Origin of the sequence: Luteitalea sp. (assembly GCF_022842525.1) — a bacterium.
Lineage (GTDB): Bacteria > Acidobacteriota > Vicinamibacteria > Vicinamibacterales > Vicinamibacteraceae > Luteitalea.
Window position 1 is genome coordinate 1 of the sequence record NZ_JALHPM010000262.1, and the last position, 6,593, is coordinate 6,593.

The 6,593-nt window shown below is 66.7% G+C and carries 4 protein-coding genes and 3 pseudogenes; 5 read left to right on the forward strand and 2 right to left on the reverse strand.

Going from position 1 to position 6,593, the window contains the following annotated elements; all coding sequences use genetic code 11:
• From Q0C41_RS31550 to Q0C41_RS28685, 5 genes and pseudogenes are all read left to right on the forward strand, one after another.
• Positions 1-129: pseudogene (locus Q0C41_RS31550) on the forward strand (ABC transporter ATP-binding protein); the annotation flags it as partial.
• Entirely contained in the window at positions 126-2,636 is a 2,511-nt protein-coding gene (locus Q0C41_RS28670; protein ID WP_291989972.1) for an ABC transporter permease, read from the forward strand. The pseudogene Q0C41_RS31550 and the gene Q0C41_RS28670, both read left to right, overlap by 4 nt.
• An 11-nt stretch (positions 2,637-2,647) precedes the next feature.
• Positions 2,648-3,793, forward strand: a complete 1,146-nt coding sequence (locus tag Q0C41_RS28675) for a hypothetical protein (RefSeq protein WP_291989973.1) — start codon at positions 2,648-2,650, stop codon at positions 3,791-3,793.
• 261 nt (positions 3,794-4,054) lie between these two features.
• On the forward strand, positions 4,055-4,645 hold the full coding sequence (locus Q0C41_RS28680; RefSeq protein ID WP_291989974.1) for an SRPBCC family protein: 591 nt from the start codon (positions 4,055-4,057) through the stop codon (positions 4,643-4,645).
• Between the two features lie 4 nt (positions 4,646-4,649).
• Positions 4,650-4,847, forward strand: a complete 198-nt coding sequence (locus Q0C41_RS28685) for a hypothetical protein (RefSeq protein ID WP_220787677.1) — start codon at positions 4,650-4,652, stop codon at positions 4,845-4,847.
• Positions 4,848-5,004: 157 nt separating this feature from the next.
• Here the strand turns inward: Q0C41_RS28685 and Q0C41_RS28690 are convergent.
• Positions 5,005-5,874 (reverse strand): annotated as a pseudogene (locus Q0C41_RS28690) (porin); the annotation flags it as partial.
• Positions 5,875-5,907: 33 nt separating this feature from the next.
• Positions 5,908-6,453, reverse strand: a pseudogene (locus Q0C41_RS28695) (IS66 family transposase); the annotation flags it as partial.
• Positions 6,454-6,593: the final 140 nt, after the last annotated feature.

Sequence of the window (6,593 nt, forward strand, 5' to 3'; positions counted from 1 at the left end):
CTGAACGAGGAGCAGGGCACCACGTTCGTCTTCTCCACGCACGACCCGATGGTGGTCGAGCGCGCGCGCCGCGTGATCCGCCTGCGCGACGGCCGCATCGAGGCCGACGAGCGAAAGGCCGCGTCATGATATGGAAGCTGGCGCTGCGCAACGTCATGCGCAATCGCCGCCGCTCCGGCATCACGGTGCTGTCGATCGCGGTCGGACTCGCCGCGTTGACCTTTCTCTGGGGCTTCATCGACGGCCAGAACCGCCAGATGGTGAACAACACCACGCGCTACTTCGCCACCGATGCGCAGGTGCACCTGAAAGGCTACCACGACGACCCGAGCCTTGACCGCGCCATCGAGGCCGGCGACCGTGTGCTCGCGGCGGTACGCGCCGACCCCGCCGTCGCCGCGGCGACGGTTCGGCTGGAGACGACCGTGCTTGCGAGCCGCGCGGATCGCTCGCGCGGCATCATGGCCTTCGGCGTCGATCCGGCGGGTGAGTCCGCGGTCAGCGATCTGTCCAAGGCCATCGTCGATGGCCGCGCCTTCGACGGGCCGGGCGACAGCGGCATTCTGATTGGCGCGGACCTGGCCGAGGCCCTGGCCCTGCGCGCCGGCGATGACCTGGTCTTGATGGGGCAGGCCTACGATGGCTCGGTGGCGAGCGCTCGGGTGCCAGTCCGCGGCGTGTTCCGCACGAAGATCGACGATCTGGACGGCTATGTCGGCGTAATGCCGATGGCGGTGATGCGCGACTTCCTCGCCGCGCCGAGCGCCGTGACGGCCGTCGCGGTGCGCCTGCGCGACCGCGGCGCGCTGGCCGCGGCCACCGAGAGCCTGTCCATCCGCGTCGGTTCCGACCACGAGGTGGTGGGCTGGCCGGTGCTGCTGCCGATGGTGGCGGTCAGCACACGATTCCACGAAGTGATGGGCATCGTGGTGCTGACGATCTTCTTCGTGATGGTGGCCGCCGGCGTGGCCAACCCGGTGTTGATGGCGGTGCTCGAGCGCACCCGCGAGTTCGGCATCATGCTCGCGCTAGGCACCAGCCAGTCGCTGCTGTTCCGGCTCGTGGTCGCGGAGGCGGCGCTGCTCGGCGCGGCAGGGCTGCTGCTCGGCAACGCGGTCGGGCTGGGCGCCACGGCGGCGTTCGGGAGGATCGGCATCGATCTCGGCGCGTTCGCGGCCGGCCTTCGAACCATGCCCGGGCTGGAGGATGTGATCTATCCGGCGGTGCGCGCAGAGCGCAGCCTGTTCATCTCGGCGATGGTGTTCGTGATTGCGCTCCTGATGGCGCTCTACCCGGCGTTCCGCGCCGCGACGCTGGAGCCGGTCGCCGCGATCCGCGGCATCGGCGAACGCGGCAAGGCACGCGTTCGGGGACGAGGCGAACCAGCACCGGCCAGACGCAGCCGCTGGCCTGTCTTCGTGCTGATCGCCACGCGCAACCTGCTGCGCAATCGCAAGCGCAGCGCCATCACTGCCTTCGCCGCTGCCTTCGCAATCGTGGCCTACGTCTTCCTGTACGGGTTTTTCGACGGTTTCGCCGAGCAGATCGTCGGCAACTCGACCGGCTACCTCACCGGGCACCTGCAGATCGAGCGCCAGGGCCTGCGTCGGGACCTGGCGCCCGAGCTGGCCTTCGAGGACGCCGGCGGCGTCCTGAAGGCGGCGCAGGCCCTGCCCGGCGTCGCTGCGGCGGCGCCACGCGTGCAGGCGCAGGCGCTGGCCAGCAGCGCGACGAAGTCGGTGGGGGTGATGCTCTACGGCGTCGACCCTGATCTCGAGCCGGGCATCACCATCCTGCACCGCACCTTCGTCGAGGGCACGCCACTCGCGCGCGGTGCCGAGCGCGACATCGTCATCGGCAGGCGGCTGGCTGAGAAGATCGGCGCGAGGCTCGGCGAGAAGATCGTCGTCATGGCACCGGGGCTGGCCGGTGAACTCGGAACGGCTGCGTTCCGCGTCCGCGGCATCTTCGCCACCGAGAGCAGTTCGTTCGACGGTGCCATGGTCTTCGTCACGCTGCCGGCGGCGCAACGCATGCTCGGCCTCGGCGACCGGGTCTCATCGGTCAACCTGCGGCTCGTGGACCGATCCCAGGTGGACGCGGTGGCCCGCCAACTGGCACCGGTGGTGGCGAGCCGTGGCCTCGTCGCCTCGACCTGGCCGGAGTTGCTGACCCGCGTGGCGGACATGGTGGGCCTGGTCCGTGCCATCCGCACGGTCATCGTTGCGGTCTTCTTCCTCGTCGTGGCGCTGGCGGTGATGAACACCGTCTTCATGGCCGTGGCCGAGCGGACTCGCGAGTTCGGCGTGATGATGGCGCTCGGCACGCCACCGGACGCGATCGTTCGCATGGTCGTCTACGAAACGGTGGCGCTGATGCTGCTGGCCTCGCTCGTGGGCTACACGGTGGGTGCGGCCATCGTCTCGGTGTTCGGCAACGTGGGCCTGGACCTGTCGCGCTTCTACAAGGACTACAGCGCGATTCCAGGGCTCACCGGCATCGTCTACCCGCGGCTCGAATGGGCGAGTCTGATCGCGCCCGGGTTCGGCCTGTTTCTGGCCAGCGTCGCGGTGTCGCTCTACCCGGCGTCACGCGCCGCACGGCTCGACCCGACGGCCGCGATCCGCCACACGTGATGCGCCGCGTGATGCTGCCCGCGCAATTCGCCGTGACGATCTTGCTGGCCGCGCTGTCCGTCATGCCTGCGCAGGCCGAAGCGCTGGGGCTGACGGGAAGCGTCAAGAGCCTGTTCGTTCGTTCGCGCACCGTGAGCGGCGAAGGCTACGGGCTGAACCTGAACCGGCTGCGCGTCGAGGCCAAGGGTGACGTTGCCCCGGGCCTCGCCCTCGACCTTCAGTACGACAACGAACTCCTGTTCGGCAGCTACCTGGACACGGCGGAGTTTCGTGCGCTCAAGGATCGCGCGTCGCTGCAGTACTGGCGGGCCGACGCCAACTACGTCGAGCGTGGCGATGTCTACGGTCGTCATCGCCTGCACAGAGCAGCCGTGATCCTGACCCGCGGCAACGTCGATCTGAAGGTCGGCCGACAGCGCATCGCGTGGGGGACAGGCCGCTTCTGGAGCCCGCTGGACATCCTGAACCCGGTCAACCCGCTTGCGCTCGAGCGCGAGGAGCGCGTCGGCGTCGATGCCGCGTTGCTCGAGGCCAAGCTCGGGCCGCTGTCGCGCGCGTCGCTGGTCTACGCCCCTGCACCGGACCACGGCCCGGCCAGCCGCGCGCTGCAGTGGCACGGCAATGCGGCCGGCGTCGACGGATCGCTGGTCGCCGGCCGGCTGCGGGGCCTCGACATCGTCGGCATGGACGTCGCCAGCCAGATCGGTGACGTTGGCGTCCGCGCCGAGGCGGCTCGGTTGAATCCGGATGGCGGCGCCGGCTTCAACCGGTGGATGGCCGGTGCGGACTATGCCTTCGCGACCGGGCTCACGCTGAGCGCCGAGCTGTACTACAACGGCGCCGGCACGCGGGACCCGGCCGGCTACGACTTCGCGGGATTGCGCTCGGGACGGTTGACGAGCCTCGCGATGCGCTACGCGGGGCTGTTCGCGTCCTACGAGATCACGCCGCTGCTGAAGTGGATGACCTATGCGGTGTTCAATGCCGACGACCGCAGCCACGCGGTCGACAGCCGCCTCGTGTGGTCCATCGCGCGAGCCACGGATCTGACCTTCGGCGTGCAGCATTCCGCCGGCGCCGCGGGCAGCGAGTTCGCTGCCTTGCCCAACGCGGTGCAGGTGCAGCTGCAGTGGTTCTTCAACCCGCCACTCCGATGAACGCTGGCGTCGACATCGGCCTTTCACTTTCGACCCCGACGGCGTGATGGTCGGTATGAGCTCGCGCGCAACCTTATGGACTCGCGCCCGGTCGAGGACAATCCGGGTGGTTGATCCAGTTTGCTTATACGGTGTGGGACGTCGTGCTTGCATGACGGCCAAGCCCCGCATCGGTCTTCCTGAGCGACGGAAAGTCAACCCACATGGTCTGGCGTTGGTCCAATTGATGCGAGTTGCGTCTCGATGTTGAGCTCAGGAATGATGAACGATTCTGCCGTCTCACTCGCGTGCCTGAGGCTCTTGAGCGGTGCCATCTTCGTCGGGCATCTTGGGCTTGTGCTGTACCCAGCCACCGCTCGATCTGAACCGGTGGTTTCCGTGACGAGATCGGGTGAAGCGTATCAAGTCAACGTGCGCATGGATGTCGTCGGTTCCCGCGCCCTGGTGTGGCGGGTTCTCACAGACTACGAAAACTTGCAGCGTTTCGTTCCAGGTATGCAGTCAAGTCGCATTGTGAGTGCTCGCGGGGAGCCCATGCTGTTGGAGCAGAAGGGTGAATCGGGAGTGTTGTTCTTCAAGCTGACCACCACCACCGTCTCACGCATCTTCGAGACCCCGGAGAGCGAGATCCGTTTCGATCTGGTGAGCGGGAACCTCAAGCGCATGCAAGGTAGCTGGACATTGACTCCCCACGACCATGCCATCGGTGTCGGTTACCGTGCGGAATTGGTGCCTGAGTTCGCTGTGCCTCCATTGATCGGACCTGCAGTGATGGCACAGAACGTCAAGGCGATGGCCGAAGGGGTGGCGCGGGAGATCGAGCGCCGCAAGCTGGCGAACACGAAGGAGTAGTGCGATGTACGGAGCCGAGCATGGTTTCCTGCTGCACACGGCATTGATGATCGGTGGTTGGTTGGTCTTTCTCGTGATATGCGCCGCGCCGTTCGCACTCGTGTTTCTGGCCTACTGGTTGGGGGTGCGGCGTGGCAGACGTCTTGAACGCGATCGGTTGAAGAGCGACGACGCTCCAGACCCGGGGCCGGCACACATCTGAAGCGGTTTCGGGGAAGTTGGGCATCAGCGCGAACCGCATGCGCAAGCGGGTGCGATAGCCCGTTGGCTGGCCCCCGCCCGCGCGACGCTTTAGCGCAGAACGCGCCGAACCTGTCGAACTGTACTGAAGGCTCAGGCAGGTGCCGAGCCGCAGCCGTTCAGAACCGATGCCGCACGCCAACGGCTAGCACAGAAGGATCGGCTCCGGGCGAGGAAGCGCCTGGAGCAACGCTCGTGCCTGATGACGAAATCCCGAAGCTGCCGCTGGCGTTGTTGCTCAGCCGCGCGTACGAGGCGTACAGGTTGGTGCGCTTGGACAGTTCGTGCGAGTAGGTAGTGGCCAGAGCGGTACCCTTTGCGCCGCCTTCAATTCGGTTCTGCTGCAGATTGGCCAGGAGGCGCCCAGAGCCGAATCCGAACGAGACGCCCAGGTTGAATTGCTCGAACTTGTTGTCGGCACCGGCGGGATCCGCAACGAGGTAGTTGCCTTTGAAGTCAAAGGCACCGACTCCGTAGCCGACGCCAAAGGCGTACTCCCTGTCCTTCAGGCCGTTGCTTGCTCTTTCTAGGTCGTGGTAGCCGGCACCAGCATAAAGGCGTCCCATGCTGTACTCGACGGCCGTTCCGAGGACTCGGCTGGCACCGGAGACGCCCTCGCTCGGGCTGGCAACAAAGCTTGCGTACACGCCTCCAAACGAGGGAGTGCGGTAGCTGACCGAGTTGCTGAGCCGACGCGACAGCCTGCCGGAGGTGAAGGCGCTCAGGTTGGTGCCGAAGTAGCCTTGGCCAAAGATGTCGCTGGCTGCTGCCACCGCCGCAATTGGCGAATACTCCCGGCCGAGGAAGAACGATCCAAATCCCCCCTTGAGGCCGACCACCGCGCGGCGGCCCCAGAACGCGGAGTCCGCCGTGCCGGTGTCGAGCGCAAGCCCGGACTCGATGTTGAACTCAGCCGTCAGGCCCCCTCCCAGGTCTTCTCCCCCGCGCAGGCCGATGCGGCTGCTCGACTGATTGCCTGAGTGTAAGCGTCCGGCGAACCCGTCTTGACGACGGGGCGGTGGTCAGGCCGACGTGGTCGGCTGCCAGTGATGTGGCAGGAGTTCGACGATCCGACTGGCGGGCTGCGTCGGCAGCCGCTCGAGGACGTCGCGCATGTAGGCGTAGGGGTCGAGCCCATTGAGCTTGGCCGAGTGGATCAAGCTCATGACCGCCGCGGCACGCTTGCCAGCGCGCAGTGATCCCGCGAACAGCCAGTTCTGCCGCCCAATCGCGATGGGTCGGATCCGGTTCTCGACCCAGTTGTTGTCGATCGGCAGATCGCCGTCATCCAGGAAGCGCGTCAGCGCCACCCAGCGGTTGAGGCTGTAGTCGATCGCCCGGGCCGTGGCCAAGCCGTCCGGGATCTTTTGTCGCTGCTGCCGCATCCATTGGTGCAGTGCATCGGCCACCGGCCGTGATCGTCGTCGCGCGTCGAGCCGGGCCGGGCTGTCGGCGTCGGCCACCTCGCGCTCCACGTCATACAGCGCGCCGAAGAACTTCAGCGCCTGCTCGCCGACCGGGCTGCCGTGGTTTGCCCAGAGTTCATGGAACTTGCGCCGCGCGTGGGCCTTATCTTGAGAACCAGATAAGGCGCATTATCCCGAGCGATGTTTTATCTTGAGTACGAGACCTGCGGTCGCAGCCCACGGGTCGCACGACACCGGTGTGGCACTCCGCATAAATCCGACGCGAGCGACGCACCGCTGCA